23 protein-coding genes are annotated in these 26,080 nt (G+C 67.2%); 11 read left to right on the top strand and 12 right to left on the bottom strand.

Going from position 1 to position 26,080, the window contains the following annotated elements; genetic code table 11:
* The first annotated feature begins 31 nt into the window (after positions 1-31).
* Both BLR29_RS06845 and BLR29_RS06850 read left to right on the top strand, forming a co-directional pair.
* On the top strand, positions 32-847 hold the full coding sequence (locus tag BLR29_RS06845; RefSeq protein WP_092135705.1) for an ABC transporter ATP-binding protein: 816 nt from the start codon (positions 32-34) through the stop codon (positions 845-847).
* 12 nt (positions 848-859) lie between these two features.
* Positions 860-2,110, top strand: coding sequence for a phenylacetate--CoA ligase family protein (locus BLR29_RS06850; protein WP_092135707.1), 1,251 nt, complete (start codon positions 860-862; stop codon positions 2,108-2,110).
* A 13-nt stretch (positions 2,111-2,123) separates the two neighbouring features.
* Here the strand turns inward: BLR29_RS06850 and BLR29_RS06855 are convergent, their stop codons facing one another.
* From BLR29_RS06855 to BLR29_RS06885, 7 genes are all read right to left on the bottom strand, one after another.
* Positions 2,124-2,588, bottom strand: coding sequence for a YbaN family protein (locus tag BLR29_RS06855; RefSeq protein WP_092135709.1), 465 nt, complete (start codon positions 2,586-2,588; stop codon positions 2,124-2,126).
* 29 nt (positions 2,589-2,617) lie between these two features.
* Positions 2,618-3,595: an NAD(P)H-dependent flavin oxidoreductase gene (locus BLR29_RS06860; RefSeq protein ID WP_092135711.1), complete on the bottom strand. Its 978-nt coding sequence runs from the start codon at positions 3,593-3,595 to the stop codon at positions 2,618-2,620.
* Positions 3,596-3,942: 347 nt separating this feature from the next.
* Complete coding sequence (locus BLR29_RS06865; protein ID WP_092135712.1) at positions 3,943-5,136, bottom strand: class I SAM-dependent rRNA methyltransferase; 1,194 nt, start codon at positions 5,134-5,136, stop codon at positions 3,943-3,945.
* Positions 5,137-5,140: 4 nt separating this feature from the next.
* Positions 5,141-5,446, bottom strand: coding sequence for a YbeD family protein (locus tag BLR29_RS06870; RefSeq protein ID WP_092135714.1), 306 nt, complete (start codon positions 5,444-5,446; stop codon positions 5,141-5,143).
* 22 nt (positions 5,447-5,468) lie between these two features.
* Positions 5,469-6,674: a D-alanyl-D-alanine carboxypeptidase family protein gene (locus tag BLR29_RS06875; RefSeq protein ID WP_092135715.1), complete on the bottom strand. Its 1,206-nt coding sequence runs from the start codon at positions 6,672-6,674 to the stop codon at positions 5,469-5,471.
* 44 nt (positions 6,675-6,718) lie between these two features.
* Positions 6,719-7,363: an alpha/beta hydrolase gene (locus BLR29_RS06880; RefSeq protein ID WP_092135717.1), complete on the bottom strand. Its 645-nt coding sequence runs from the start codon at positions 7,361-7,363 to the stop codon at positions 6,719-6,721.
* A gap of 148 nt (positions 7,364-7,511) precedes the next feature.
* On the bottom strand, positions 7,512-7,832 hold the full coding sequence (locus tag BLR29_RS06885) for a (2Fe-2S) ferredoxin domain-containing protein (protein WP_092135718.1): 321 nt from the start codon (positions 7,830-7,832) through the stop codon (positions 7,512-7,514).
* A 498-nt stretch (positions 7,833-8,330) separates the two neighbouring features.
* Between BLR29_RS06885 and BLR29_RS06890 the strand changes: the two genes are divergently transcribed.
* The 4 genes from BLR29_RS06890 (at position 8,331) to cmdF (ending at position 15,112) form a co-directional block, all read left to right on the top strand.
* The gene (locus BLR29_RS06890) at positions 8,331-9,623 is read left to right on the top strand and encodes a dicarboxylate/amino acid:cation symporter (protein WP_092135720.1); all 1,293 of its coding nucleotides are present in this window, start codon (positions 8,331-8,333) and stop codon (positions 9,621-9,623) included.
* Positions 9,624-9,750: 127 nt separating this feature from the next.
* A complete protein-coding gene (locus BLR29_RS06895) occupies positions 9,751-11,838 on the top strand; it encodes a sensor histidine kinase (RefSeq protein ID WP_092136623.1) in 2,088 nt (695 codons plus the stop codon).
* Positions 11,839-11,843: 5 nt separating this feature from the next.
* Positions 11,844-13,169: a sigma-54-dependent transcriptional regulator gene (locus BLR29_RS06900; RefSeq protein ID WP_092136625.1), complete on the top strand. Its 1,326-nt coding sequence runs from the start codon at positions 11,844-11,846 to the stop codon at positions 13,167-13,169.
* A gap of 326 nt (positions 13,170-13,495) precedes the next feature.
* Positions 13,496-15,112 (top strand): tyrosine 2,3-aminomutase, encoded by a 1,617-nt coding sequence (cmdF, locus tag BLR29_RS06905; protein WP_092135721.1) that lies wholly within the window; start codon positions 13,496-13,498, stop codon positions 15,110-15,112.
* Between the two features lie 249 nt (positions 15,113-15,361).
* Here the strand turns inward: cmdF and BLR29_RS06915 are convergent, their stop codons facing one another.
* The 3 genes from BLR29_RS06915 to BLR29_RS06925 all read right to left on the bottom strand — a co-directional run bounded on the left by BLR29_RS06915 (position 15,362) and on the right by BLR29_RS06925 (position 18,865).
* Positions 15,362-17,491 (bottom strand): ATP-dependent helicase, encoded by a 2,130-nt coding sequence (locus BLR29_RS06915; RefSeq protein ID WP_369804576.1) that lies wholly within the window; start codon positions 17,489-17,491, stop codon positions 15,362-15,364.
* Positions 17,492-17,635: 144 nt separating this feature from the next.
* Entirely contained in the window at positions 17,636-18,169 is a 534-nt protein-coding gene (locus BLR29_RS06920) for a TlpA disulfide reductase family protein (protein WP_092136628.1), read from the bottom strand.
* A gap of 186 nt (positions 18,170-18,355) precedes the next feature.
* Complete coding sequence (locus BLR29_RS06925; protein WP_092135723.1) at positions 18,356-18,865, bottom strand: SoxW family protein; 510 nt, start codon at positions 18,863-18,865, stop codon at positions 18,356-18,358.
* Positions 18,866-19,046: 181 nt separating this feature from the next.
* Between BLR29_RS06925 and BLR29_RS06930 the strand changes: the two genes are divergently transcribed.
* Positions 19,047-19,649 (top strand): hypothetical protein, encoded by a 603-nt coding sequence (locus tag BLR29_RS06930; protein ID WP_369804566.1) that lies wholly within the window; start codon positions 19,047-19,049, stop codon positions 19,647-19,649.
* A gap of 57 nt (positions 19,650-19,706) precedes the next feature.
* A complete protein-coding gene (locus tag BLR29_RS06935) occupies positions 19,707-20,351 on the top strand; it encodes a LysE family transporter (protein ID WP_092135725.1) in 645 nt (214 codons plus the stop codon).
* Positions 20,352-20,669: 318 nt separating this feature from the next.
* Here BLR29_RS06935 and BLR29_RS06940 read toward each other — a convergent pair whose 3' ends face one another.
* Both BLR29_RS06940 and BLR29_RS06945 read right to left on the bottom strand, forming a co-directional pair.
* Positions 20,670-22,208 (bottom strand): YifB family Mg chelatase-like AAA ATPase, encoded by a 1,539-nt coding sequence (locus BLR29_RS06940; protein ID WP_092135727.1) that lies wholly within the window; start codon positions 22,206-22,208, stop codon positions 20,670-20,672.
* Positions 22,209-22,297: 89 nt separating this feature from the next.
* On the bottom strand, positions 22,298-22,573 hold the full coding sequence (locus BLR29_RS06945; protein WP_092135728.1) for an accessory factor UbiK family protein: 276 nt from the start codon (positions 22,571-22,573) through the stop codon (positions 22,298-22,300).
* A gap of 541 nt (positions 22,574-23,114) precedes the next feature.
* On the opposite strand from BLR29_RS06945, the gene BLR29_RS06950 reads away from it, so the two are divergent.
* From BLR29_RS06950 to BLR29_RS06960, 3 genes are read left to right on the top strand one after another with little or no spacing between them, the layout of a single operon-like run.
* Positions 23,115-23,918 (top strand): TorF family putative porin, encoded by an 804-nt coding sequence (locus tag BLR29_RS06950; protein WP_092135730.1) that lies wholly within the window; start codon positions 23,115-23,117, stop codon positions 23,916-23,918.
* A gap of 54 nt (positions 23,919-23,972) precedes the next feature.
* Positions 23,973-24,311, top strand: a complete 339-nt coding sequence (locus tag BLR29_RS06955) for a P-II family nitrogen regulator (RefSeq protein WP_011296481.1) — start codon at positions 23,973-23,975, stop codon at positions 24,309-24,311.
* Between the two features lie 32 nt (positions 24,312-24,343).
* Positions 24,344-25,888, top strand: a complete 1,545-nt coding sequence (locus BLR29_RS06960; RefSeq protein WP_092135731.1) for an ammonium transporter — start codon at positions 24,344-24,346, stop codon at positions 25,886-25,888.
* The last annotated feature ends 192 nt before the right edge of the window (positions 25,889-26,080 follow it).

The raw sequence follows: 26,080 nt of genomic DNA on the forward strand, positions 1-26,080 counted from the left end.
CGAAACAGGTGGTCGAATCAGGAATGCCGACATGACCCTTCTCTCCGTCAACAACATCGAAGTTATCTACGATCACGTGATCCTGGTGCTCAAGGGCGTCTCGCTGGAGGTGCCGGAGGGCCGGATCGTGGCCCTGCTGGGCGCCAACGGCGCGGGCAAGACCACCACGCTCAAGGCCATCTCCAACCTGCTGCACGCGGAGCGCGGCGACGTGACCAAGGGATCGATCGAGTATCGCGGCGACCGTATCGACCAGCTCACGCCCAACGACCTCGTCAGGCGTGGCGTGATCCAGGTGATGGAGGGGCGCCATTGCTTCGCCCATCTGACCATCGAGGAAAACCTGCTCACGGGCGCCTATACGCGCGGACTGTCGCGCGGCGATACGCGCGATGAACTCGAAAAGATCTACACCTATTTCCCGCGCCTGAAGACGCGCCGCAAGTCGCAGGCGGGCTACACCTCGGGCGGCGAACAACAGATGTGCGCGATTGGCCGGGCGATGATGGCCAAGCCGGCGATGATCCTGCTCGATGAGCCGTCGATGGGGCTGGCGCCGCAGATCGTCGAGGAGATCTTCGAGATCGTGCGCGACCTGAACACGCGCGAGAGGGTCAGCTTCCTGCTGGCCGAACAGAACACGATGGTCGCGCTGCGCTATGCCGACTACGGCTACATCCTCGAGAACGGCCGCGTGGTGATGGATGGCGCCGCCGAATCGCTGCGCACCAACGAGGACGTGAAGGAGTTTTACCTGGGCGTGGCGGCTAACGATGCCGACGGCGCCGCGCGCAAATCCTTCCGTGACGTGAAGAGCTATCGCCGCCGCAAGCGCTGGCTGGCCTGACCCCAGGACATCATGGCTGAATATTTCGATTCGCTCGAGACGCGCGCGCCGGCCGAGCGCGAGGCGGCGTTGCTCGCCGCGCTGTCGCGCCAGGTGGCGCATGCCCAGTCGCACGCGCCGTACTTTGCCGAGGTGCTGCGCGAGGTCGATCCCCGCGCGCTGACGTCGCGCGAGGCGCTGGCTGCCTTGCCGGTCACGCGCAAGTCGGAGCTCACCGCGCGCCAGCGCACGATGCCGCCGTTGGGCGGGCTCAACGCCACGCCGTTGGGCGGCTTGCGGCATGTGTTCCAGTCGCCGGGGCCGATCAATGAGCCGGACGGCCATTCGGCGGACTGGTGGCGCACCGCGCGGGCGATGTTCGCGGCGGGCTTCCGTGCGGGCGACCTGGTCTACAACACGTTCTCCTACCACTTCACGCCGGCCGGGATGATGATGGAAGCCGGCGCGCACCGGATCGGCTGCTGCGTGTTTCCGGCGGGCGTCGGCCAGACGGAGTCGCAGGTGCAGGCGCTGGCCAGCCTGCGGCCATCGGCCTATGCCGGCACGCCGTCATTCCTCAAGCTGCTGCTGGAGCGCGGCGAGGAGATGGGAACACCCTGCGCGAGCCTGAGCAAGGCCCTGGTGTCCGGCGAGGCCTGCCCGCCGCCGCTACGTGCATGGCTGCAGGACCACGGCATCACCGCGCGGCAGATGTATGGCACGGCGGACCTTGGCCTGATCGCTTTCGAGACCGATGGGGGTGACGGCTGGGTGGTCGATGAAGGCGTGCTGGTGGAGATCGTGGAGCCGGGCGGCACGAAGCCGATGCCCGAGGGCGAAACCGGCGAAGTCGTCGTCACGGTGCTTGGCAACGGCGACTATCCGCTGATCCGCTTCGGGACCGGCGACCTGTCGGCGATCGTCACGGATTCCTCGCATCGCGCCAGTCCATGCGGCCGAACCAATATCCGGCTCAAGGGATGGCTGGGCCGGGCCGACCAGACCACCAAGGTCAAGGGCATGTTCGTGCATCCCGGGCAGGTGGCGGACGTGGTCCGTCGCCATCCGGAGGTGCGTGCGGCGCGGCTGGTGGTGACGGGTTCGGTTGGCGCGGACACCATGACGCTGCACTGCGACGCCACGCACGACGACGAAGGCCTGGCGCGCGCCATCGGCGAATCCATGCGCGAGGTCCTGCGCCTGCGCGGCGAGGTACGGTTCGTGTCGGCGGGATCGCTGCCGCAGGATGGCAAAGTGATCGAAGACGCGCGAGACTACAGCTGAGCTACGCCTTGAACTACGCCTGGGGGTCGCCCGTATTGGGATAGCCCCCGCGCGGTCGCGTCGGCAAGCGCACCATCCACACCGTGACGGCCAGGCCGATGGCCAGCAGCGTGAGCGACGATACCGGTCGCGCGCGCAGCAGCCAGGCCGTGGTGCCCATCGAGGTCCACATCATCGACAGCGCGAGGCACTTGGCGCGCAGCGGAATGCTGCGGTGGGCCTGCCAGTCACGCACGAGTGGCCCGAAGCGCTCGTGCGTGATCAGCCAGTTGTGGAATTTCTCCGACCCGCGTGCGAAGCACGCGGCCGCCAGCAAGATGAATGGCGTGGTCGGCAGCAACGGCAGGAAGATGCCGATGATGCCGAGGGCAAGGCTCAGGATGCCGCAGGTGACCCAGAATGCGCGAATCGCGCGCTCATGGGGCGTGCGCGCGTCGGGCGAGGCTTCGGTCTGGCGTTTGGGGTCGGTCGGCGGCAAGGGAGGGCGTGGCGAGGCGAAAAACGCCCTTATCGTACCAGCCCCAGGCGGGCGCGCGCCGCATCGTACTCGGCCGTCATCCGTGCCACGATTTCGCCGGCGGTGGGGATGTCGTGGATCTGGCCCACGCCCTGGCCGGCGCCCCAGATGTCCTTCCATGCCTTGGCCTTGGAGGCGCCGCTGGAAAAATCCATCTTGGTCTTGTCCGCCACCGGCAGGTTGTCCGGGTCCAGGCCGGAGTTGCTGATGCTCTCGCGGATGTAGTTGCCGTGCACGCCCGTGAACAGGTTCGTGTAGACGATGTCCGCGGCGGCGGAGCTGGTGATCGACTGCTTGTATTCGGTGCTGGCGTGGGCCTCTTGCGACGCGATGAAGCGGGTGCCCACATAGGCGAAGTCGGCGCCCATGGCCTGCGCGGCCAGCACGGCGTCGCCGGTGGTGATGGAGCCCGACAGCGCGATGGGGCCGTCGAAGATCTTGCGCACTTCACCCACCAGCGCGAACGGCGACAGCATGCCCGCGTGGCCGCCGGCACCGGCTGCCACCAGGATCAGGCCATCCACGCCGGCCTCGATGGCCTTCTCCGCATGGCGCAGGTTGATGACGTCATGCAGCACGATGCCGCCGTAGCTGTGCACGGCGTCGATCATTTCCTTGACAGGCGCGCGCAGCGACGTGATGAAGATCGGCACCTTGTGATCGACGCAAACCTTCACGTCGTGCTCCAGCCGCGCGTTGGACGTATGCACGATCTGGTTCACGGCGACGGGCCCCACGGGCTTGCCCGGGTTGGCCGCCTTGAACGCCGCCAGGTCTTCCTGGATCTGCGTGAGCCATTCGTCGAGCAGCTCCGCCGGGCGTGCGTTCAGCGCCGGGAAGGATCCGACGATGCCGGCCTTGCACTGCGCCAGCACCAGCTCGGGGTAGCTGACGATGAACATCGGCGACGCAATGACGGGCAGGGCCAGGTTTTGCAGGGCCGGTGGAATATGTTTGGCGGCAGGCATGGAGTCTCCTCAATCCACTGTGCGGATGCATCCGCATCCGTCTAATTGAACGATCGTTCGATTATAGGGAGTTTCGCTTCGCGCGGCGCTGTCGGGGCGCTAGAGGCTCCAATCTACGCCACTGGAGTTCGTCAGCGTTCGCGCAAAAAAATGCCCCGCGAAACCGCGGGGCAATTACCACGAAGACTGATAAGAAGAGACGGTAAGACAACCTGCCAATTGCCTCACCGCGAACCGAAGGATAGTCGGTGAATGTGACCGCCAAAAGACAGCGATGCCACATTTTCCGACCCCCCGGCGAGCGCCACGGCAAGTGCCGGACGCGTATCCGGCTCTCCTTCAGTTCCTCAGATCTTCTCCAGCAGCAGTCCCTTCAGATACTCGCCTTCAGGGAATGCGGCGGACATCGGGTGATCCGTGCCGGCCGACAGGCGGCGCAGGATGCGCGCATCGGTCCGTGCATCGGTGGCCGCGCCGGCCACGATCTTCTGGAACAGCTCCATGCTGATCGCACCCGAGCAGGAATACGTGAACAGCAGGCCGCCCGGACGCAGCAGTTGCATGCCGACCAGGTTGATTTCCTTGTACGCGCGCGCGGCACGGTCGATATGCTGGGCCGACGGTGCGAACTTGGGCGGATCCAGCACGATCAGGTCGAACTGGCGACCCTCGGCGCGGAACTCGCGCAGCATCTTGAACACGTCGGCATCGAGCCACGTGGCACGTGCGGCATCGAAGCCGTTCAGCGCGACGTTGGCTTCGGCGATCTTCAGCGCATCGCCGGACGAATCGATCGACGTCACCGACTTGGCGCCACCGCGCAGCGCCGCCAGCGAAAAGCCGCCCGTGTAGCAGAAGCAGTTCAGTACCTCGCGGCCTTCGGCCAGGTCCCCGACGAGCTTGCGGTTGTCGCGCTGGTCGACGTAGAAGCCGGTCTTGTGGCCGCTGCGCACATCCACGTAGTAGCGCACACCGTGCTCGGTGACGGACAGTTGCGGATCGGGCTCGGCGCCGGCCAGCACGCCGGTCACCAGCGGCAGGCCCTCGCGCTGGCGCACGGCCGCGTCGGAGCGCTCGTAGACGTTCGGGCAACCGGTCTCCCTGACCAGCGCCTGCACGAGTGCGTCCTTCCATTGCTCCACGCCGGCGGAGTTGAACTGGCAGACCAGCTGGCCGGTCTCGCCGGTGCCGTAGTAGTCGACGATCAGGCCCGGCAGCCGGTCCGATTCGCCGAAGATCAGGCGCACGGCATTGCTGTCGCGCACCCATTGCCTGCGGTGGGCGATGGCGGCGCCCACGCGGCGCTTGAACAGCGCGTGATCGACGGGTTCGTTCTCGTCGAACGTCCACACGCGGGCGCGGATCTGGGATTCGGGGCTGTAGGCACCCTTGGCCAGGAAGCGGCCATCGGCGGCGCGGATGGTCACGGTCGAGCCGGGCTCGCAGCGGCCTTCGGTGCTGGCGATGCCCGTGGCGTAGACCCAGGGATGGCGCCGGAGCAAGGACTTTTCCTTGCCGGGCTTGAGGGTGATGACGTTCATGCGGTTACAGCACCACCTTGACCATCGGGTGCGAAGTCAGCGCGCGATACAGGTCGTCGAGCTGCTCGCGGCTGGTGATCCACACCGTCACCGTCAGGCCGAGGTAGTTGCCATTGCGCGACGGACGCATCTCCATCTTGCCGGCGTGGAAGTCGGGGTCGAAACCCTGCACCAGGCTCACGATGGCTTCGGCAAAGCCGTCCTGCATCGCGCCCATGACCTTGATCGGGAAAGCGCTCGGGTACTCGATCAGCGAAGCCTGCGGCGGGATGTCGCCGGGCTGCTGACCGCCATTCGAATCGGTCGTCATGATCTGATCTCGCTTCGCGTGATTACTTGCGCTTGAACCACAGGCGGATGGTGTCCCACAGGCGGCCGAAGAAACCGGCCTCGGGCACCTCTTCCAGGGCCACCACCGGGAACTCGCCCACCTTGGTGGCGCCATCCATCAACTTGACGGTGCCCACCTGCTGGCCCGCGGCGATCGGCGCCAGCAGCAGTTCCTGACGCTCCAGCACCGGCTTGAGACGGCCGCCCGTGCCCTTGGGCACCGTGACGAAGGTCTCGTTGGCCACGCCGATCTTCACGGTGCCGGACTTGCCCTTGTAGATCTCGGGCGTGGCCAGCACCTGGCCCTTGTCGTACAGGCGCAGCGTGTCGAAGAACTGGAAGCCGTAGTTCAGGATCTTGAGGCTTTCCTGCGTGCGCACCTGCTCCGTGGTGGTGCCGATCACGATCGACACCAGGCGGCGCGAACCGTTGGGCACGTTGGCCAGCGGACGCTTGGCCGACGAAATCAGGCAGTAGCCGGCGGACTTGGTGTGGCCGGTCTTCACGCCGTCCACGGTCGGGTCGATGTACAGCAGCCGGTTGCGGTTGGGCTGCTTGATCTTGTTATAGGTGAACTCCTTCTGCGAGTACATGCTGTAGTACTCGGGGAAGTCCTTGATGATGCGCGTGGTCAGCGTGGCCAGATCCACCGCGGTGGTGTAGTGGTTCGGGTCGGGAATGCCGTCCGTGTTGGTGAAGTGCGTGTTCTTCATGCCCATGCGCTGGGCCTCGCGATTCATCATCGCGACGAAGCCTTCCTCGGACCCGCCCACGGCCTCGGCCAGCGCCAGCGCGGCGTCGTTGCCCGACTGGACGATCAGGCCCAGCAGCAGGTCCTGCACGCTGACCGGCTTGTTCGGCTCGATGAACATGCGGGACTCGTCGCTTTTCACCTTCAGCACCAGTGCGGTAGGCACCACGGTCTGGTCCAGCGTCAGGCGCTTTTCCTTGAGCGCCTCGAAGGCCAGATAGGCGGTCATCAGCTTGGTCAGCGACGCGGGCTCGATGCGCAGGTCGGCGTTCTGCGACGCCAGGGCCTGCCCGCTCGTCACGTCGTACAGCATCCAGGACTTGGCGGCCACCTGGGGCGTCGGTACGCCTTGCGCCAGGACGGTGGCGGGGGCGGCGGCAAGCGCGGTGGCGATCGTCGCGGCGACGGCAACGGGGGCAAGGGCGGACGCGAAACGCGGCGTGGCTCTGTTCAGCATGTGTGCGATTTCCAACAAGAAAAGGTTTGCGCGGACGGGACGGTTCACCGGTCCCACGCGTTGACGACGAGCTGCTTGATCAGGTGCAGCTTGCGATGAAAGAAATGATCGGCGCCGGGGATGACGATGACCGGCAATTCCTGCGGACGTGCCCAGTCCAGTACGCTGGCCAGCGGCACGGTGTCGTCCTGCTCGCCGTGGATCACGATGGTGTCCGCCGGCACGGTGGCGACTTCCCAGCGGCTCGCGGCGGTGCCCACCAGCACCAGGCGCTGCGCGGGCGTGCCGGCCTCGGCCAGGCGCCGCGCCACGTGCGTCTGCACGAAGCTGCCGAACGAGAAACCGCCCAGCGCCAGCGGCAGCGTCGCGGCCTCCGGCGACCACGCGGTCTGCGTGCGCATCCAGTCGATCACCGCCAGCAGGTCGTCCTGTTCGCCGATGCCCTTGTCATGCTCGCCGGCGGTGCCGCCCACGCCGCGGAAGTTCGGCCGCACCGTGGCGTAGCCCAGCGCAACGAAGGTGCGCGCCAGCGTCTGCGCCACCTTGTTGTCCTTGGTGCCGGCAAACAGCGGGTGCGGGTGCGCCACGAGCGCCAGCCCGCGCACTGGCGCGTTCTGCGGCAGGTCGATGGAGATATCGATGGCGCCGACGGGGCCGGCGATGGTGGTGACCTGGGTGTGCGCGTTCATGGTGGACAGGCGGGCGTTACGGGCGACTCGGGAAAGCAATCGGATGGCGGGACAGCAAGCCGGGACTACAAGCAGGGACTACGAACGGAACAACAAGCGGAACAACAAAAAACCGGGCGGAACCCGGCAGGGCACGACGGGCTACGGATCAGCGATCCACCATCAGGCGTTCGACGGGCTTGCCGTTCACCAGATGGCTGTCGATGATTTCGTCGATGTCCTGCTCGTCGACGAAGGTGTACCAGACGGCCTCGGGGTAGACCACGAGCACCGGACCGAGTTCACACCGGTTCAGGCAGCCCGCCTTGTTGATGCGGACGCGGCCTTCGCCGCCGGCAATGCCGAGCTCCTTGCAACGTTTCTTGGCGTACTCCTGCAGCGCCTTGGCGTTGTGGTCGGCGCAGCAGGCTTCGCCGTTTTCGCGCTGGTTCAGGCAGAAGAAGACGTGGTGTTGGTAGTAGCTGGTCATGCTGGGGCGGACGGGACAAACGGGGCGAACCAGACGGACTCGGGGGACGCGACGCGAACCGGCCCCGAGGGCACGTTCGGCCGGCGCGGGCCGGGGCGGTGGAACGGAAGCGTGGAATTATACGTGGTCGGACCCCCCATTCCGCCATGCGGAGGTGCCCGGATTTCCGGAATCTGACCCGCCAGCCGCCCCTCGCGCCCGCCGTCGCCGCGGTGAATGCAACCGCCGGAGCGCCTGATGCGGCACAAATCGCGATGCCGGGCCAGGTTTGGCGTCCGAAAGTCTGGAGTCGCCAATTCCGGATTTCCGGAATCCCGGAGCCCCGCGCCGCCAGGGATTTCCCACTTTCCTTGCAAATCAACGATTTGCCGAGCCCGGCGCCGATGGCACGGCTGTTGCAATTCGTTACGTCCAGACGCGCCGCATTTCGTGAGGCGTGCGAAGCGGTGCGCCACCCCGAGCGCCCCGGCACCGGTCACACACACCGAGGACGACATCATGAGGAAACCCTTCTACAAGATCCTGTATGTGCAGGTACTGTTCGCGATTGCCGTGGGCATCCTGCTAGGCCATTTCTGGCCCGATACCGGCGTGGAGATGAAGCCGCTGGGCGACGCCTTCATCAAGCTGATCAAGATGATCATCGGCCCGATCATCTTCTGTACCGTGGTGTCCGGCATTGCCGGCATGCGCGACATGAAGAAGGTGGGCCGCGTGGGCGGCAAGGCGCTGCTCTACTTCGAGATCGTGTCGACCTTCGCGCTGCTGATCGGCCTGCTGGCCGCCCATGCGCTCAAGCCGGGCGTGGGCTTCAACATCGATCCGGCGACGCTCGACACCAAGTCGATCTCGCAATACGTGTCGAAGGCGCATGGCCAAAGCACGGTCGAGTTCTTCATGCACATCATCCCGGACACGATCTTCAGCGCGTTCGCCAATGGCGACATCCTGCAGATCCTGCTGGTCTCGCTGTTCTTCGGCTCGGCGCTGGCCGTGGTCGGTGAGCGTGCCCGCATCATCCACGACATGGTGGACCAGGTGTCCAAGGTGTTCTTCCACATCGTGCACGTGATCACCAAGGTCGCCCCGATCGGCGCGTTTGGCGCCATGGCATTCACGATCGGCAAGTACGGCCTGGGTTCGCTGGTTCCGCTGCTCAAGCTGATTGGCACGTTCTACTTCACGGCCATCGTGTTCGTGCTGGTGGTGCTGGGCACCGTGGCGCGCATGACCGGCTTCTCGATCATCCGCTTCGTGGCGTACATCAAGGAAGAGCTGCTGATCGTGCTGGGCACCAGCTCGTCGGAAGCCGCGCTGCCGCACCTGATGGAGAAGATGGAGAAGCTGGGCTGCTCCAAGTCCGTGGTGGGCCTGGTCGTGCCGACCGGCTACTCGTTCAACCTGGACGGCACCAACATCTACATGACGATGGCGGTGATCTTCATCGCACAGGCCACCGGCATCGAACTGACGTTGATGCAGCAGCTGACGATCCTGGCCGTGGCGATGGTGACGTCCAAGGGCGCCAGCGGCGTGACGGGGTCCGGCTTCATCACGCTGGCGGCGACGCTGGCCGTGGTGCCGACGATCCCGGTGGCCGGCATGGTGCTGATCCTGGGCATCGACCGCTTCATGAGCGAATGCCGCGCGCTGACCAACATCATCGGCAACGGCGTGGCCACCGTGGTGGTCTCGGCCTGGGAGCATGAGCTGGACCGCGCACGTCTCGCCCGTGTGCTGCGCGGCGATGTTGACGACACGGTCGAACTCGCCGACGCCGGCGCACGCTGACGTGACCGGGGCGGTACCGGCCAGCCCGGCGGCGCCTGCCGCCGGCGCCGTGCCCACGCCGCCCGCCCCGCCCGCCGGCATCCCTCGCCAGCGGGTATCATCGGCGCGAGAAACTTCGCGCGTGCCGATGCCTCATTCCGACGATTTCCTTGCCGTGCATGACCCCGCCGCGCCCGGCCTGGTGCACGCGCCGGGGTCGAGCACGCGCTGGTGGAGCTTTGCCGCCGCGCTGCTGGCCGGGTTGCTGGCGCTCTGCGCGCTGACCTGGCTGGTGTCCGTGCAGCGCGGCATCGCCGCCCTGCAGCAGTCCGCCGTCATGCGCACGGATCGCTATGCGGCCACGCTGGAATCCACGCTCGACCGTTACGAATTCCTCCCCGCGCTGATTTCCCTGCATCCGTCCGTCCGCGCGCTGCTGGCCGCGCCAGACGACCCCGCGCGCATCGCGACCGTCAACGACTACCTCGTCGATGTCAACCGGCGCGCCCGCGCCTCCGCCACCTACGTGATCGCCGCAAACGGCCTGGCGCTGGCCGCGAGCAACCATGGCGAGCCCGGCAGTTTCGTCGGCACCGACTACCGTTTCCGGCCGTACTTCCAGATGGCGTCGAGCGGCCAGATCGGTCGTTTCTACGCCATCGGGGTCACCAGCGACGAGCCCGGCTACTACATTGCGCAGCCGATCGAATCCGGCGGCAAGGTGATCGGCGTCACGGTGGTCAAGCTCAACCTGGAGTGGTTTCAGCGCGCCGGCGCGGGTAGCGCCGAGCCGCTGGTGGTGTCCGACGATCATGGCGTGATCTTCCTGTCGTCGGTGCCGGCCTGGCAGTACCGCACGCTGCGGCCGCTGCCGGCGGCGCTGCAGGCCGAGCTGCACAAGACGCGGCAGTATCACGACCGGGACGTCACGCCGCTGCCGCTGCAGCCGCTGGCGTCGCCGGTGACGCGCTGGCTGGCCAACACCACGCTCAACGACGGCGTGCGGCTGGTGCGCGTCGGCCCGACCGTCGAGCGGCCACGCGCGCCGGATGGCATCGACGGGGAGAGCGGCCGGTTTGGTCTCGACGACGACGGCAGCGACCGCTATCTCGAAATCAGCCGCGGCGTAGGCCCGGCCGGCTGGACCATGCTGGTGATGGCTCCGCTGGAGCCGGTGCTGGCCAGTGCGCGCAGTGCCACCCTCGGCGCGGCGCTGGCCTATGCCTGCATCTGCCTGTTGCTGTTCAACCTGCGTCAGCGCCGCCAGCGCGCGCGGGACATGCAGTACAGCCGCCAGATGCTGGAGGCGGCGTACGACGAGCTGGAGCGCCGCGTGGAGGCCCGCACGGCGGACCTGATGGCGATCAACGAACAACTGGAAGGCGAGGTGGCCGAGCGCACCCGCACCGAGGGAGAGCTGCGCGCCACGCAGGACGAACTCGTGCAGGCCAGCAAGCTGGCCGCGCTGGGGCAGATGGCCGCCGGCATCACACATGAACTGAACCAGCCGCTGGCGGCGCTGCGCACGTTTTCTGACAACACGCGTGTGCTGCTGGAACGCGGCCAGCTGGATGCGGCCACCGGCAATCTGTCCGCCATCGCCGACCTGACCGAGCGCATGGGCAAGATCACCGGGCAGCTCAAGCTGTTTGCGGGCAAGGCCCGGCCGCGCCGCAACGCAGTGCGCATGCGCGCCGCGCTGGACCACGTGCTGCAATTGATGGCGCCGCGCCTGGATGGGGTGACGGTGGCGGTGCGCGGGCTGGACGTGAATGCGGATGGGGCTGCAGATGGGGCTGCAGATCGGGCTGCCATCGGGGACGATGTGGCGGTCTGGGCCGATGAACTCAAGCTCGAGCAGGTCTTCCTGAACCTGGTGGGCAACGCGCTCGATGCCATCGCCGGAGCAGGCACGGAAGGGCGCCCGGCCGGGCGCATCGACATCGTCGTGCAGGCCGGTCCCGACAGCAACACGGTCACGGTGGCCGTGCGCGACAATGGCGCAGGCATTCCGCCCGACGCGCTGCCGCGGCTGTTCGAACCCTTCTTCACGACGAAGGAGATCGGGCAGGGCCTCGGGCTCGGGCTGGCGATCTCGTCGTCGATCGTGCGCGAATTCGGCGGCCAGCTGGTCGCCGGCAATGTGGATGGCGGCGGCGCGGAGTTTGTGGTGACATTGCGGCGGGCCTACCAGCCGCCACCTGAGGCGCAGGCAATGATGGACGCAGGAAAATGATGGCGATGCAAGACGGATTGCGGGTGTTGTTTGTCGAGGATGAGCCGCTGGTGCGCCAGGCGACCGCGCAGAGCCTGGAGCTGGCGGGTTTCGCCGTGCTTGCGCTGCCCTCGGCGGAAGCCGCGATGCCGCACCTGACGGCGGATTTTCCCGGGGTGCTGGTGACGGATGTGCGCCTGTCGGGCGCCAGCGGGCTGGACCTGCTGCAGCACTGCCGCAATACGGCGCCCGGCGTACCCGTGATCCTGGTGACCGGCCACGGCGACATCACCATGGCCGTGCAAGCCATGCGCGAGGGCGCCTACGACTTTATCGAGAAGCCCTTCGGCGCCGACCGCCTGACGGATACCGTGCGCCGCGCGTTGGAACGCCGCGCGCTGGAGCTGGAAAACCTGGCGCTGCGCCGCGAACTGGCGGGGCCGGCGGCGGGCACCCGCATCATCGGCCGCTCGGCGGCCATCGCGCGGGTGCGCGACCTGGTGGCCAACGTGGCCGCCACCGACGTGCCGGTGATGATCAACGGCGAGACCGGCACCGGCAAGGAACTGGTGGCGCGCAGCCTGCACGCGCTGTCCACGCGCCATGACGCGCCGTTCATCGCGCTGAACTGCGGTGCCGTGCCGGAGGCGATCTTCGAGAGCGAGATGTTTGGCCATGAAGCTGGCGCGTTCACGGGCGCTGGCAAGCGTCGCGTCGGCAAGCTCGAGCACGCCTCGGGCGGCACGCTGTTCCTCGACGAGATCGAAAGCATGCCGCTGGCCTTGCAGGTCAAGCTGCTGCGCGTGCTGCAGGAAGGCACGCTGGAGCGGCTGGGCTCCAATACGTCGGTGCCCATCGACGTGCGCATCGTCGCCGCCGCCAAGGGCGACATGGAGTCGCTCGTCGCCCAGGGCGCGTTCCGCCAGGATCTGCTGTATCGCCTGAATGTGGTGACGATTCCGCTGCCGCCGCTGCGTGAGCGGCGTGAAGACATCGTGCCGCTGTTCGAGCATTTCATGCTGGTGGCCGCCGTGCGCTACCAGCGGCCCGCGCCGATCTTGTCCGAGCTGCAGCGCCAGCAGCTGATGCAGCGGCCCTGGCCCGGCAACGTGCGCGAGCTGCGCAATGCCGCCGACCGGCTGGTGCTGGGCGTGCCCGAAGGCGGGCAGGGCGGCGCCAGGATCGAACCTTCCGACGAATCCATGCCGTTGCGCGAGCGCATGGAGCACTACGAACGCGCGTTGATCGCCGACACGCTCGCCCGCACGGGCGGCGCGGTCAGCCAGGCAGCGGACTTGCTGCAGGTGGGGAAAGCCACTCTCTACGACAAAATCAAGCGATACGGCCTCTAGGAGGTCGCTTCAAAACGATCCTGGCGTCGTTGCGCGGCCTGGCCGTACCACTTGTACTGTCTGCGGCCGCACCCTTGCGGGGCGCGTATGCGCTCGCAGGCGCATACCTCTACGCAGGCGGATCGCGCGCGATCCGAAACCCCTGCTCCGCCCTAGCCAGGACCGCTGCGCTTCGTTTTGAAGCAACCTCCCAAGAGGCACCGATGCATGGCGTCTGCGGCAGCGGCCCGGACGCAACACGCGTGCGGACCGGGCTTGGTACACTCAGGCCCCTCGCGCCTGCGCGCGTACCCCTTACCCCACGATTCAAGCCACGGATTCGCCCCATGTCTGAAGTTTCCCGCTCCGCCATGCACGCCGCCGAGATCGACGGCCATCACCTGACTGCTCCTGCCGTGGTTGCCGTGGCTCGTGGCCGCCGCGCCGCACGCGTGCCCGGCGCCGTCATGGACAAGGTGGGAGAAGCCCGCGCGCGCTTCGAGCAGGTGGCCGCCGCGAATGTGCCGATCTATGGTGTATCCACCGGATTTGGCGAACTCGTCCACAACTGGGTCGATATCGAGCACGGCCGGGCGCTGCAGGAAAACCTGCTGCGCAGCCACTGCGCCGGCGTCGGCCCGTTGTTTTCGCGCGATGAGGTTCGCGCGATGATGGTGGCGCGCGCCAACGCCCTGTCGCGCGGCTATTCGGCCGTGCGGCCTGTTGTCATCGAGCAACTGCTGAAGTACCTGGAAGCCGGCATCACGCCGGCCGTGCCGCAGGTGGGGTCACTGGGCGCCAGCGGCGACCTGGCACCGTTGTCGCACGTGGCCATCACGCTGATCGGCGAAGGCAAGGTGCTGACGGCCGATGGCGGCACGGCGCCGACGGCCGATGTGCTGCGCGAGCATGGCATTGCGCCGATCGCGCTGGCGTACAAGGAAGGCCTGGCGCTGATCAACGGCACGTCCGCGATGACCGGGGTGTCGTGCCTGTTGCTGGAGACATTGCGCGCGCAGGTCACGCAGGCCGAGATCATCGCCGCGCTGGCGCTGGAGGGCCTGTCGGCTTCCGCCGATGCCTTCATGACCCACGGCCACGACATCGCCAAGCCGCACCCCGGGCAGATCCGCTCGGCCGCCAACATGCGCGCGCTGCTGGCCGATTCCGACCGGCTCGCGGGGCATGGCGAACTGTCCGCCGAGATGAAGACGCGTGCCGGTGACGAGAAGAACACCGGCACGGGCGTATTCATCCAGAAGGCGTACACGCTGCGTTGCATTCCGCAAGTGCTCGGCGCCGTGCGCGACACGCTGGAACACTGCGCCACCGTAGTCGAGCGCGAGCTCAACTCGTCGAACGACAACCCGTTGTTCTTCGATGATGGCGCGCTGTTCCACGGCGGCAATTTCCACGGCCAGCAGGTGGCCTTTGCGATGGACTTCCTGGCCATCGCCGCCACGCAACTGGGCGTGGTGTCGGAGCGCCGCCTGAACCGCCTGCTGAGCCCGCACCTGAACAACCGCCTGCCGGCGTTCCTGGCGGCCGCCAACGAGGGCCTGTCCTGCGGCTTCGCTGGCGCGCAATACCCGGCGACGGCGCTGATCGCGGAGAACCGCACGATCTGCAGCCCGGCCAGCATCCAGAGCGTGCCGTCGAACGGCGACAACCAGGACGTGGTGAGCATGGGGCTGATCGCGGCCCGCAACGCGCGCCGCATCCTGGACAACAACCAGTACATCCTGGCCATCGAGCTGCTGGCCGCGTGTCAGGCCGCCGAACTCGCGGGCGCCGTGGAGCAACTGGCGCCGGCCGGCCGCGCGGTGTTCGGGTTCGTCCGCGAGCGCGTGCCGTTCCTGGCGATGGACCGCTACATGACCGATGACATCGAATTGGTCGCCGCGCTGCTGCGCGACGGGGCAGTGCTGGATGTCGTCCGCCGCGCCGGCGTTGACGTCCACTAGAGATCGCTTCAAAAAGATCCTGGCGTCGTTGCGCGGCCTTGCCGTACCACTTGTACTGTCTGCGGCCGCACCCTTGCAGGGCGCGCATGCGCCGGCAGGCGCATGCCGCTACGCAGGCGGATCGCGTGCAATCCGAAACCCCTGCTACGCCCTAGCCAGGACCGCTTCGCTTCATTTTGAAGCGATCTCTGATGAGGCACTATCAGAGATCCCGGCGTCGTTGCCGGGATCTGAACGCGCCGGCTGGCGCTACTTCCACATATTGCGCATGCGGCTGGCGAGGTCGACTTGCGGCAGGGGCGTCTTCGCGGGCGCTTCGCCCGGCATGGGCGGCGGCGGCCAGGACCGGCTGTAGAAGTTCGGCATCACGCGGTTGGGCAGGAAGCGCGTGCGCGATGCGTAGACGTGACGATCGCCAAAGCCCACCTGCTGGTGCACGTAGAACCGCTGCGGCACCACGATGTCCAGATGATCCTTCGCGCGCGTCATTGCCACGTACAGCAGGCGGCGCTCCTCTTCGATTTCTTCCGTGGTGCCGGTGGCGAGGTCGGACGGCATGCAGCCGTCCACCGCGTTGAGCACGTACACCGCTTTCCACTCCTGCCCCTTGGCCGAATGGATCGTCGACAGGATCAGGTAATCCTCGTCGCGTGACGGCACACCGGATTCGTCGCTCGACGCGCTGGGCGGGTCGAGCGTCAGCTCGGTGAGAAAGCGTTCGCGCGATGCATAGGTGGCCGCGATGCGCTCGATCTGCTGCAGGTCCGCCTGACGCGCGGGGGCGTCGTCGTGGATGCGTTCCAGATGCGGCAGGTACCACGCGACGACCTGCTCGAACTCGGAAGGCCACGGCGAGGCGGGTGCCATCAGCGTGCGCGCCAGCGCGATCAGGTCCTCCCAGGCTGGCGCCGCCGCGGGCGGGGGCTCGAAGGCTTCCAGCGCCACGAGCGGCTCCTGCGCGGTCTCGAGTCCCTCCAGCACGCGTGCGGCCGTCTTCGGTCCGATGCCCGGCAGCAGTTGCAGCGTGCGGAACCCGGCCATGCGGTCGCGCGGATTTTCGAGCCAGCGCACCACGGCCATCACGTCCTTGACGTGGGTCGATTCCAGGAATTTCAGGCCACCGAATTTCACGAACGGGATGTTGCGCCGGGCGAGTTCGATCTCCACCTGCGCGCTGTGGTCGGCCGCGCGGAACAGGACGGCCTGTGCCATGAGCGACAAGCCGGCCTCGCGTCGGGCAAGAATCTGCTCCACCACGAAGCGCGCCTGATCGGCTTCATCGTTGACGACCACGACGCCCGGCTTTTCCGCCGATTCCCGGTCGGACCAGAGGTCCTTGGTGAAGCGTTCGGCCGCCAGTCCGATGACCGCGTTAGCAGCAGTCAGGATGGGCTGCGTCGAACGGTAGTTCCGGGACAGCGTGACCTGGTGCGCGGCAGGCGAGAAATGCGTGGGGAAGTCGAGGATATTGCGCACCGTGGCGCCGCGGAACGCATAGATCGACTGTGCGTCATCGCCCACCACGGTCAGGCCGCGTCCATCCGGCTTGAGCGCCAGCAGGATCGATGCCTGCAGCGCGTTGGTGTCCTGGTATTCGTCGACGAGCACGTGGTCGAACCGCGCGCCCATGTCCAGCGCCAGCGCCGGCTCGGTCAGTGCCTGCGCCCAATAGAGCAGCAAGTCGTCGTAGTCGAGCACCTGCTGCTTCTGCTTGGCGGCCACATAGCCGGCGAACAGGCCCTTGAGCGCATCCGCCCACATCGCATAGCGGGGAAACTGGGTCTTGAGCACCACCTCCAGCGGCAGCTGCGTGTTGACCACGCGCGAGTAGATCGCCAGGCAGGTCTCCTTGCGCGGAAAGCGCGAGGTCTGCTCCGACAGGCCCAGGTCGTGCCGCACGACATGCATCAGGTCGGCCGCGTCGCCGCGATCGCTGATGGTGAAGGTCGGCGCCAGCCCGAGCGTCTCCGCGTATTCGCGCAGCAGCCGCGCGCCGATTGCATGGAAGGTGCCCGACCATTGCAACGCGGCCCGGCCGGCGCCGGTCTGCGTGCCGAGTGCCTGGTCGAGGATGCGCTCCACGCGGCGACCCATCTCGGCCGCGGCGCGGCGGGAAAACGTCAGCAGCAGGATGCGGCGCGGATCGGCGCCCGCCAGCACCAGATGCGCCACGCGATGTGCCAGCGTATTGGTCTTTCCGGACCCCGCGCCGGCAATGATCAGCAGCGGCGCGTCGCCAGGGTGTTCCACCGCAGCCCGCTGCTCGGGGTTCAGCCGCGAGAGGTAGGCCGGCGGGGCGTCGGCATGGACGCCCGCGGGCTCGCTGGCGCGTACGTCGGCGAGGGCGATATCGACATCAGGGGCGAGATCCGGGGGCACGGGCAGGGTGGCGAGCGGCTGAGAAAAATCTGGCGCCCACTGTATATCCATACAGCCACACCAGGCAAGCCGCCCGTGCGGCGGCGCCGAAAAGCCAACAAAAAAGGTGCCGCATGGGCACCTTTCCAGTGAGGAGGCGTGGGGTCAGGCCGCGCTGGCCAGTGCGCCGTCGAGCAGCTTGTGCAGCGCATCCCACTCGGGCTCGCCGACGTAGCGCTTGAGGATCTTCCCGTTCTTGTCCACCACGAAGGTGGTCGGGGTCAGCTGGACATTGCCGAAGGCCTTGGCGGCGGCGCCGTCGGAATCCATCGCCACCTTGAACGGCAGTTCGCGGGTCTTGGCGTAATTCATCACGTACATCGGCGGATCGTAGTTCATGGCCACGGCCACGAACTCCAGTCCCTTGTCCTTGTACTGCTTGTAGGTGCGCACCATGTCCGGCATTTCCTTGACGCAGGTGGTGCAGCTCGTGGCCCAGAAGTTGACCAGGTAGACCTTGCCCTTGAGGTCGGCGGTGCTGACTTTTTCACCAGACAGCAGGGTGAAGGTGGCAGCCGGCACGGTGCTGGCCGGCGTCAGGGCGCGATAACCGAAGAAACCAAGCAGCGCGATCACCACGACGGCGGCGGCGATGGGCCAGCGCTTGCGCGAAGTGGCGGAAGAGGCGGAAGTCGACATGGAGTAGCGGTCCCGATGGGAAAAGTCGGCGAGCGGCGTGGCCCGGATCACCGGCCATTCTACTGCTGGCGGCGCCGGTCTGTGCTGCCGGCAGTCCGGTGCGGGTGACCTGCGGCAAATGGCCGCAAGGGCCGGGAGGCTTCAGCCGTATCGGCCGCCAGGCCGGCGTGCCTGTGGATCAGCGGATCACCGCGCCGGCGCGTTCGCGGCGATCCTGGCGCGTGCCTCGTCCAGGGCCTGTTCCAGGTACGCCCCGTAGAAATCGCCCTGCAGCCCCCGGAGCGGGCTGGCCGCATTCCGGCCGTTCCGGTCGAGGAACAGCACGGTCGGGGCCACTGAGATGTTGTGCGCGCGTGCCCACTGCTTTGCCGTGGTCATCGATCCGTCGACGTCGCGCATCGGCGTATCGGCGGTCATGTCGACTTCGCGGGCGGCAATTTCACCGGCCGCCAGCTGCGGCGCCAGGTAGTTGCGGCGTACGGTCTCGCAATACGTGCAGCCTGGCAGGCTGACCAGGACCACGAGCGGTTCGCCGTCCCGGGCGGCGGCGGTCGACTGGGCGGCCACGTCCGTCACGGGTGGCAGGTGTCCGGCGGCAAGGCTGGCTCCCGCGCCGAGCGCGAGCGCAAGGGCGGCAAGCCAGGGCACGGCGCGGCGGGACGCGGGCAGGCGATGCGTGGGCAGGCGAGGGGGCATGGGAGCTCGGAAAAAAGCGATGCCGGCGGCAAGCGGGCACGCACGGCTTCCGGGATAATAGCGGCTTGCGCCTGAAGGTGTGCGGGTGCGCGATGCGGCGCCCTCCGCGCCCGTCTTTCGAACCGGCCACTATCGGCCGCACGCCATCCGTCAACCCGCCCCCGAACTCCGGCCTGCCCCCATGCGCCGCCTGAATTTCCGCCTGCCCTTGCATTCCTCTGCCGCGCTATTGCCGCTATTGGCGCTGACGACGCTGATGGCGTTTGCAGGCTGCTCGCCGCGCTATGACTGGCGGACGATTGTCTCCAGCGATGGCCACTATGCGGCCCTCTACCCGGGCAAGCCAACCAGCGCCGCGCGCGATGTGGCCATCGCCGGGCGCAAGCTGCCCATGACGATGGAGGCCGCACGTGTGGATAACACGCTGTTCGCGGTCGGCGTCGTCACGTTGCCTGCCGACGATGCCGCGCTGCGGCGCGACGCGCTGGCGTCGATGCAGGACGGGTTGGTGGCCAACCTGGGCGCGCACCCCGAAACGCCGATGCGTGCGCGCGCGGTCGCGATCAAGTCCGCCGCCCAGCCGCCCGTCGTGCTCGATGGCGTGGAACTGACCGTGACCGGCGTCTCGCCGCAAGACAAGTCGCCGCGACGATTGACCGCGCGGCTGGTCGCCTCGGGCGTGCACGTCTATCAGGCCGTGGTGCTGGAGTCCGGCGATGCCGCGCGGGACGGCCGGCAGGCGGAGCAGGTCGATCAGTTCCTGAGCGGCTTTCATCCGTTTTGAATCGATGCGGAGTGCCGGCGGTCGGCGCTTTGCGAATCTGTAGCTAGGAGAGTGGAAATGCGTTGGGAAGTCTGGCTGGCCTATTTCGCCGCGTGCTGGGTCATCGCGATCTCGCCGGGATCGGGCGCGGTGTTGTCAATGAGCCATGGCCTGTCGTACGGGTTGAAGAAGACGTCGACGACGATCCTCGGCCTGCAGCTGGGGCTGGTCATCATCCTGCTGGTGGCCGGCGGCGGGCTGGGCGCGCTGCTGCTGGCGTCCGAGGAGGCGTTCCTGGTCGTCAAGACGGTGGGTGCCGCCTACCTGATCTACCTCGGCATCCAGCAATGGCGCGCCAGGGTGGAATCGGGCAAGGATGACGGAAAGGATGCGAGCGTGCGCATGGCCGTGATGAGCCCGCATCGCCGCTTTGCGACCGGGCTGCTGACCAACGTGACGAACCCCAAGGGCATCATCTTCATGGTCGCGGTGCTGCCGCAGTTCATCGACCCGACGCATCCGCTGGGACCCCAGCTGGCCATTCTCGCGGCCACGATGTGCGGCGTCGATTTGGTCGTCATGCACGGCTACGCGCTGCTGGCGTCGCGCATGCAGGGCCTGTTCCGCAACGCCCGCGCCGTGCGCTGGCAGAACCGGTTCTTTGGCGGCGTGCTGGTGGCGGTGGGCACCGCGCTGTTCTTTGTGCGGCGCCATCCGGCCTGACGCGTGGGCATCGGCCGAAAGATTCCGGCTGGCGCCCGCTGGCCGGGTTTGCTTCAATGGGGGTAGACCGGTTGCCTGGAGAGTCCGATGCGCGACGCCTTCCCCCTCAGTGCCCCTGTCACTGCACACCGGGAGCCTCCCCCCGAGGAGCCGATCCCGCCCGGCATTCCCCCGGATCTGCCGCCAATCGAGGAGCCACCCCCGCCGCCCGTCGAACCACCGGTGTGAGGGGGTGAGGGCGCGGAAAGTCACGCGTCCCCTTTTCACGCCTCCAGTTTCCACGTGCCCCGGTTGAGAGTGGGCCTTGCCGGACCGCTCTCATGCCGTGCGTAGCGCGCGCCGATACTGGATGGCCTCGGCGACATGGGCGGCGGTCAGCACGCTCGCCCCTTCCAGATCCGCGATGGTCCTCGCCACCTTCAGCACGCGGAAGTACGCGCGCGCGGACCAGCCGAGCGTCTGCATCGCGCCGCGCAACAGGTTCTGTGCGTCGTTGCCGAGCGGGCAATGGGCGTCGATCTCGCGCCCGGACAAATCTCCATTGGGCATTCCCTGGCGCGCCAGCTGACGCTCGCGCGCAACCGCGGCGCGCGCGCGTACTGCGTCGCTCGGCTCGCCGGGCGGTCCGTCGAACATGTCCTGCTGGCTTTGCGCGGGAACCTCGATCTGCAGGTCGACGCGGTCGAGCAGCGGCCCCGAAATGTGCGACTGGTAGCGCAGCACCTGGTCCGGCGTGCAGCGGCATGGCCGCGACGGATGCCCGAGGTAGCCGCAGGGGCACGGATTCATCGCGGCGACAAACTGGAAACGCGCCGGGAAGTCCGCCTGTGCCATCGCACGCGAGATCGTGATCCGGCCGGTTTCCAGCGGCTCGCGCAGGACCTCCAGCACCTTGCGTTCGAACTCCGGGAGTTCGTCGAGGAACAGCACGCCGTGATGGGCCAGCGAGATCTCGCCGGGCCTCGGGTTGCCACCACCGCCCACCAGCGCGGGCGCACTGGCCGTGTGGTGCGGGCTGCGAAACGGCCTGCGGCCCCAGAGCGCGGGCTGGAAACCGCCCGTGGTCAGGCTCTGCACCGCCGCGGCCTCCAGCGCCTCCTGCTGGGTCATCGGCGGCAACAGGCCGGGAAAGCGCTGCGCGAGCATCGATTTGCCCGTGCCGGGTGGGCCGAGCAACAACACCGAATGCTGGCCGGCGGCGGCGATTTCCATCGCGCGCCTTGCCTGCAACTGGCCGCGCACATCCCGCATGTCCGGGCCGCCGTCCGCGCGGGCGGCCAGCGCGGATGGCCGGGCCTGTGGCAGCCGGCGATCCGGCAGCGGGCTCAGGTGGTTGCAGATATCAAGGAGCGTCGCGCCCGGGTAGACCGCCAGGCCGTCGATCAGCGCCGCCTCGGGGCCGTTGCCGGCGGCGACGACGAACGCGCGCGCCGGCAAGCCGTCGGCTGCGCGCCGGGCGTTGTCGCGCGCCAGTCCCATGGCCATGGCCAGTGCACCCCGTACCGGGCGCAGGTCGCCAGCCAGCGACAGCTCGCCCGCGAATTCGAACGCATCGAGGCCGTCGGCGGGGATTTGCCCGCTGGCTGCCAGGATGCCCAGCGCGATGGCGAGGTCAAACCGGCCCGACTCCTTCGGCAGGTCGGCGGGGGCGAGATTGACGGTGATACGCCGGCTCGGGAATTCAAACTGGCTGTTGACGAGGGCAGCTCGCACGCGCTCCCGGCTCTCGCGGACCTCGGTATCGGCCAGGCCGACGATGTTGAAGACGGGCAAGCCGTTGGCGAGATGGATCTCCACCGAGACCGGGGGCGCCTCGATGCCGGTCAGGGCGCGGCTGCGCAGGACAGCGAGGCTCATACCTTTGCGAAATTGTTAACGACCGGGAATGAAAAAGGCCGCCGGAATCCGGCGGCCTTCTGGCGTGATGCGGTGTGGCGTGGGGGGTCTCATACCCCGCCGGTGGACGTCCCGCCGGCCCCCGGCGCCACGCCGGCGCGGCGTTCGAGTTCGGCCACGCGGGCTTCCAGTTCCTCCAGGCGCGCGCGCGTGCGGGCCAGCACCTGCGACTGGACATCGAATTCCTCGCGCGTGACCAGGTCGAGGCGCGCAAAGCCCTGGGTCATCATGCTGCGCACGTTTTTCTCGATGTCCTTGGCCGGCGAGTTGCGCAGCGCTTCGCTGACCTTGCTCTGCAGGTCGTTGAAGAGATCGGTCGGTTTCATGGTGGAACTCCTGTTGTGACCAATTAGATCCGGTTGAGAGGCCAGGCTGCGCCGCCATCCGCACTCCGGCACCGCAATGGTGCGAAAAGGCGGGGCTAAGGGCGGGCAACGCACCCATTGCGATGCACTTGTCTGGGGCGTACCGCGACACCGGCCGGCCAGACCGCACCTGGACCGCACCCAGACCGCACCTAGACCGCACCCATAGGGTCGGGCACGCCACGCGGGCAGCACTTGGCCCTGCATGAGGCGGATTATGGCCCTTTGGCGCCCGCCATGAAAGCGCCGGCAAGGGTTGCTCACATCTTTTAACGGAATCGCGTGTGTGCGAATGACGCGCTCGATCGTCTCCAAAGTGGTTCCGGCGACGCTCGTCGACGCTCGGTAGGGGTTTGCCCGCGATGCCTCGGGACGGGGCGGGAGGCTGGCACGGCTGTTGCAGTAGTAACGGTCAGGAGCGTCAGTACCCAAAGCAAGAAAACAAAAGTAGCAGTTCCCTCAATTCGAGCCCGCGAAGACTTAAGGAAAAGGAGAAACCCCGATGAAGAAGTTGAGCCTCGCAGCCAGCGCCACTGCGGCCCTGCTTAGCCTCGCCGCCCCCGCCGCGTTCGCACAGGCGGCCGCTGAAGCGCCGGCCGCCCCCGCAGCCGCGCCCGCCGCAGAGGAAGCATCGCCGCATACGTTCACGGCCAACGTCTCGCTGGTCACCGACTACCGCTATCGCGGTATCAGCCAGACCAACCGTCGTCCGGCGATCCAGGGCGGTTTTGACTACGCGCACTCGAGCGGCTTCTACCTCGGCAACTGGAACTCCAGCATCAGCTGGCTCGAGGACGCCGACTCGTCCGTATCGGCCCCGGTGGAAATGGACTTCTACGGTGGTTTCAAGAACACCTTCAAGGTGTCCGAGGTCGAGTTCAACTATGACGTGGGCGTGCTGCAGTACTACTACCCGGGCGGCTACACCACGACCCGTCCGTACACCACGGAGCTGTACGCCGGCATGGGCTGGGGTCCGGTGTTCCTGAAGTACTCGCACGCGGTGACCAACCTGTTCGGCTTCGACGACAGCAAGAACAGCTACTACATCGACCTGACCGCCAACGTGCCGCTGAACTTCTGGGACCTGACGCTGAATGCCCACGTGGGCTACCAGGGCGTCCGTCACTTCAGCGATGCGTCGTACACCGACTGGAAGATCGGCCTGACCAAGGATCTGGGCAAGGGCTTCTCGGTCGCGGTGGCGTACATCGACACCAATGCCGACAAGACCGTCTACACCAACACGCGCGGGCGCTACGTGGGCAAGGCGACGGCCTGGGCTTCGATCACCAAGACTTTCTAACAGCGTATGAGGCCGGGCGGCCCGCCTGAGGAGGCCGCCCCGAGGAGAAATCGGATGAAACTCATCATTGCAGTCATCAAGCCGTTCAAGCTGGACGAGGTGCGCGAGGCGCTCTCCGACGTCGGCGTGTCCGGTATCACCGTGACCGAAGTCAAGGGCTTTGGTCGCCAGAAGGGCCATACGGAGCTGTACCGCGGCGCCGAGTACATCGTCGACTTCCTGCCCAAGGTGAAGATCGAAGTGGCCGTGCCCGACGACGTAGTGGAACGTGCCATCGAGGCCATCGAGAAGTCGGCCCGGACCGGCAAGATCGGCGACGGCAAGATTTTCGTCGCTCCGATAGAACAAGTCATTCGCATCCGCACCGGCGAGACCGGCAGCGATGCCCTGTGACAACTGAGAGACAGAGACAAGAGGCTCACCCCATGAAAACCTGGTTCAAGCGAATCCTGACGGCTGGCGCAATGACGCTGGCAATCGGCACGGCCGGACTCGGCCTGTCCACGCACGCCGTGGCACAGGACAAGCCGGCCGCCGAGGCATCGGCTCCGGCCGCTTCCGCCGCCCCGGCTGCTGCGCCGGCCGCCGCTCCCGCAGCGGCTCCGGCTGCTGCTGCCGCCGCCGCCCCGGCCGATGCCGCCGCGGCCCCGGCAGCCCCGGTCCCCAACAAGGGCGATACCGCCTGGCTGCTGGTCTCCACGGCCTTCGTCATCCTGATGACGCTGCCTGGCCTGGCGCTGTTCTATGGCGGCCTGGTTCGCTCCAAGAACATGCTGTCGGTGCTGATGCAGTGCCTGGTGATCTTCTCGGTGGTATCGATCCTGTGGGCCGTCTACGGCTACAGCTTCGCGTTCACCGAAGGCAACGCGTTCTTCGGCGGCACCGACCGGCTGTTCATGAAGGGACTCACGGTTGACGCCGTGGCCGCCACCTTCAGCAAGGGCGTGGTCGTGCCGGAGCTTGGCTACTTCGCGTTCCAGTGTGCGTTCGCCGCCATCACCTGCGGCCTGATCATCGGCGCCTTCGCCGAGCGCGCCAAGTTCTCCGCCGTGCTGGTGTTCGTGGTGCTGTGGTTCACGTTCGCCTACATCCCGATGGCCCACATGGTCTGGTTCTGGCCGGGTCCGGATGCCTACACCGACGCCGCGGCCGGCACTGCCGCCACGGCCAAGGCGGGCTGGCTGTTCCAGAAGGGTGCGCTCGACTTCGCTGGTGGCACCGTGGTGCACATCAACGCAGCCGTGGCCGGCCTGGTGGGCGCATTCATGTTCGGCAAGCGCATCGGCTTCGGTCGCGAAGCGATTCGTCCGCACAGCCTGACCTTCACGATGGTGGGTGCCTCGCTGCTGTGGTTCGGCTGGTTCGGCTTCAACGCCGGTTCGGCCCTGGAAGCCAACGGCGGCGCCGCCCTGGCCTTCGTCAACACGCTGCTGGCCACCTGCGGCGCCGTGCTGGCCTGGACCTTCGGCGAGTGGATCGGCAAGGGCAAGCCCTCGATGCTGGGTGGCGCATCCGGCGCGGTGGCCGGCCTGGTGGCCATCACCCCGGCAGCCGGCTTCGTCGGTCCGATGGGTTCGATCGCGATCGGCCTGATCGCCGGCCTGCTGTGCCTGTGGGGCGTGACCGGCCTGAAGCGCATGCTCGGCATGGACGACTCGCTGGACGTGTTCGGCGTGCACGGCGTGGGCGGCATCCTCGGCGCGCTGCTGACCGGTGTGTTCGCATCGCCCAGCCTGGGCGGCACGGGCATCTATGACTACGTGGCCAACAAGGTGGCTGACGACTACTCCATCGCCGGCCAGGTCTGGATCCAGTTCGAAGGCGTGCTGACCACCATCGTGTGGTCGGGCCTGGTGGCCCTGGTGGCCTACAAGCTGGTCGATATGCTGATTGGCCTGCGCGTTCCGGAAGAAGAAGAGCGCGAAGGTCTGGATATCACCTCCCACGGCGAAACCGCCTACGAGGTCTGATATCAACGAAAGTGTTGTGCTGGAGAGCTGATTGGGAATCTTCTCTCAGGAGTTTTGCCCGGCCACGTGCCGGGCTTTTTTCTGCCTGCGAGGGGCGCCAGCCAAGCGTTGTCAAGGGGCCGCGGGATATTCGCAGGGTGCTTAAATCGGATCTTAAAAAGTCTCAATTGTCTTTAAGGGGGAGCGCACATA

The organism is Cupriavidus sp. YR651, assembly GCF_900101625.1.
Taxonomy (GTDB): domain Bacteria; phylum Pseudomonadota; class Gammaproteobacteria; order Burkholderiales; family Burkholderiaceae; genus Cupriavidus.

What these genes read in the sequence shown, in the direction of transcription:
- BLR29_RS06850 (WP_092135707.1), top strand. Translation starts at nt 860, where the DNA reads ATGGCTGAATATTTCGATTCGCTCGAGACGCGCGCGCCGGCCGAGCGC.
- BLR29_RS06925 (WP_092135723.1), bottom strand. Translation starts at nt 18,865, where the DNA reads ATGCCCCCTCGCCTGCCCACGCATCGCCTGCCCGCGTCCCGCCGCGCC.
- BLR29_RS06945 (WP_092135728.1), bottom strand. Translation starts at nt 22,573, where the DNA reads ATGAAACCGACCGATCTCTTCAACGACCTGCAGAGCAAGGTCAGCGAA.
- BLR29_RS06960 (WP_092135731.1), top strand. Translation starts at nt 24,344, where the DNA reads ATGAAAACCTGGTTCAAGCGAATCCTGACGGCTGGCGCAATGACGCTG.
- BLR29_RS06950 (WP_092135730.1), top strand. Translation starts at nt 23,115, where the DNA reads ATGAAGAAGTTGAGCCTCGCAGCCAGCGCCACTGCGGCCCTGCTTAGC.
- BLR29_RS06880 (WP_092135717.1), bottom strand. Translation starts at nt 7,363, where the DNA reads ATGAACGCGCACACCCAGGTCACCACCATCGCCGGCCCCGTCGGCGCC.
- BLR29_RS06860 (WP_092135711.1), bottom strand. Translation starts at nt 3,595, where the DNA reads ATGCCTGCCGCCAAACATATTCCACCGGCCCTGCAAAACCTGGCCCTG.
- BLR29_RS06845 (WP_092135705.1), top strand. Translation starts at nt 32, where the DNA reads ATGACCCTTCTCTCCGTCAACAACATCGAAGTTATCTACGATCACGTG.
- BLR29_RS06920 (WP_092136628.1), bottom strand. Translation starts at nt 18,169, where the DNA reads ATGTCGACTTCCGCCTCTTCCGCCACTTCGCGCAAGCGCTGGCCCATC.
- BLR29_RS06930 (WP_369804566.1), top strand. Translation starts at nt 19,047, where the DNA reads ATGCGCCGCCTGAATTTCCGCCTGCCCTTGCATTCCTCTGCCGCGCTA.
- BLR29_RS06890 (WP_092135720.1), top strand. Translation starts at nt 8,331, where the DNA reads ATGAGGAAACCCTTCTACAAGATCCTGTATGTGCAGGTACTGTTCGCG.
- BLR29_RS06865 (WP_092135712.1), bottom strand. Translation starts at nt 5,136, where the DNA reads ATGAACGTCATCACCCTCAAGCCCGGCAAGGAAAAGTCCTTGCTCCGG.
- BLR29_RS06900 (WP_092136625.1), top strand. Translation starts at nt 11,844, where the DNA reads ATGCAAGACGGATTGCGGGTGTTGTTTGTCGAGGATGAGCCGCTGGTG.
- cmdF (WP_092135721.1), top strand. Translation starts at nt 13,496, where the DNA reads ATGTCTGAAGTTTCCCGCTCCGCCATGCACGCCGCCGAGATCGACGGC.
- BLR29_RS06940 (WP_092135727.1), bottom strand. Translation starts at nt 22,208, where the DNA reads ATGAGCCTCGCTGTCCTGCGCAGCCGCGCCCTGACCGGCATCGAGGCG.
- BLR29_RS06955 (WP_011296481.1), top strand. Translation starts at nt 23,973, where the DNA reads ATGAAACTCATCATTGCAGTCATCAAGCCGTTCAAGCTGGACGAGGTG.
- BLR29_RS06935 (WP_092135725.1), top strand. Translation starts at nt 19,707, where the DNA reads ATGCGTTGGGAAGTCTGGCTGGCCTATTTCGCCGCGTGCTGGGTCATC.
- BLR29_RS06870 (WP_092135714.1), bottom strand. Translation starts at nt 5,446, where the DNA reads ATGACGACCGATTCGAATGGCGGTCAGCAGCCCGGCGACATCCCGCCG.
- BLR29_RS06885 (WP_092135718.1), bottom strand. Translation starts at nt 7,832, where the DNA reads ATGACCAGCTACTACCAACACCACGTCTTCTTCTGCCTGAACCAGCGC.
- BLR29_RS06895 (WP_092136623.1), top strand. Translation starts at nt 9,751, where the DNA reads ATGCCTCATTCCGACGATTTCCTTGCCGTGCATGACCCCGCCGCGCCC.
- BLR29_RS06875 (WP_092135715.1), bottom strand. Translation starts at nt 6,674, where the DNA reads ATGCTGAACAGAGCCACGCCGCGTTTCGCGTCCGCCCTTGCCCCCGTT.